This window comes from Mycobacterium sp., from assembly GCF_008709575.1.
Classification (GTDB): domain Bacteria; phylum Actinomycetota; class Actinomycetes; order Mycobacteriales; family Mycobacteriaceae; genus Mycobacterium.
Genome location: NZ_VYIK01000430.1, coordinates 1 through 641 on the forward strand (window position 1 = coordinate 1; position 641 = coordinate 641).

The window sequence follows — 641 nt, forward strand, 5'->3', positions numbered from 1 at the left end:
CAGGACAGCCGGTCGGCTTGCTTGGCCCAAAACGCCAGCCGGTCGCGCTCGGCGTCGCGGTAGACGTCATCACGTACGTTCGCGTGCGCGGCGAAGTCCGGGGGCGGCGGGTACGACGACGGCGCCCGGCTTTGGGTTTCGGGCATGTGTGAAGTCTAGTGGGCTGGTGTGCGACGATTCGGCGGTGCGACTCGGCTTGCATGCGCTAGGTGTCGGACCGGGTGCAAAGCGCGCGGTTATCGAGGCGGCCGCCGCCGCCGCCGAGCAGCGGGGTTTCGCGACCTTGTGGGCGGGCGAGCATGTGGTGATGGTGGATGAGCCTGCCTCGCGTTACCCGTATTCCGTCGACGGCACAATTGCGGTTCCCGCGACCGCGGACTGGATTGATCCGCTGATCGCCCTGATTTTCGCCGCCCTCGGCGTGGGCATCGGTTGGTCTCGGGAGGAGTTCGACGCGCTCGGTGTTCCCTTCGAACGTCGCGCCGCCCGCACCGCCGAATACGTCACGGCGATGCGACGTCTCTGGTGCGACGACATCGCATCGTTCGCGGGTGAATTCGTCAGCTTCGGCCAGGTTCGCCTCAACCCCAAACCCGTGCACGACCGCAGGATCCCAAGAATTCTGGGCGGCACCAGTGATG

The 641-nt window shown here is 66.6% G+C and carries 2 protein-coding genes; one reads left to right on the top strand and one right to left on the bottom strand.

The features are described from left to right. Positions 1 to 146 (bottom strand): hypothetical protein (locus F6Q13_RS19415; protein WP_293059978.1); only part of this gene is annotated, 146 nt, incomplete at its 3' end. Between the two features lie 38 nt (positions 147 to 184). On the opposite strand from F6Q13_RS19415, the gene F6Q13_RS19420 reads away from it, so the two are divergent. Beyond that, positions 185 to 641, top strand: a 457-nt coding sequence (locus F6Q13_RS19420) for an LLM class flavin-dependent oxidoreductase (protein WP_293059975.1), incomplete at its 3' end; no start/stop codon positions are given.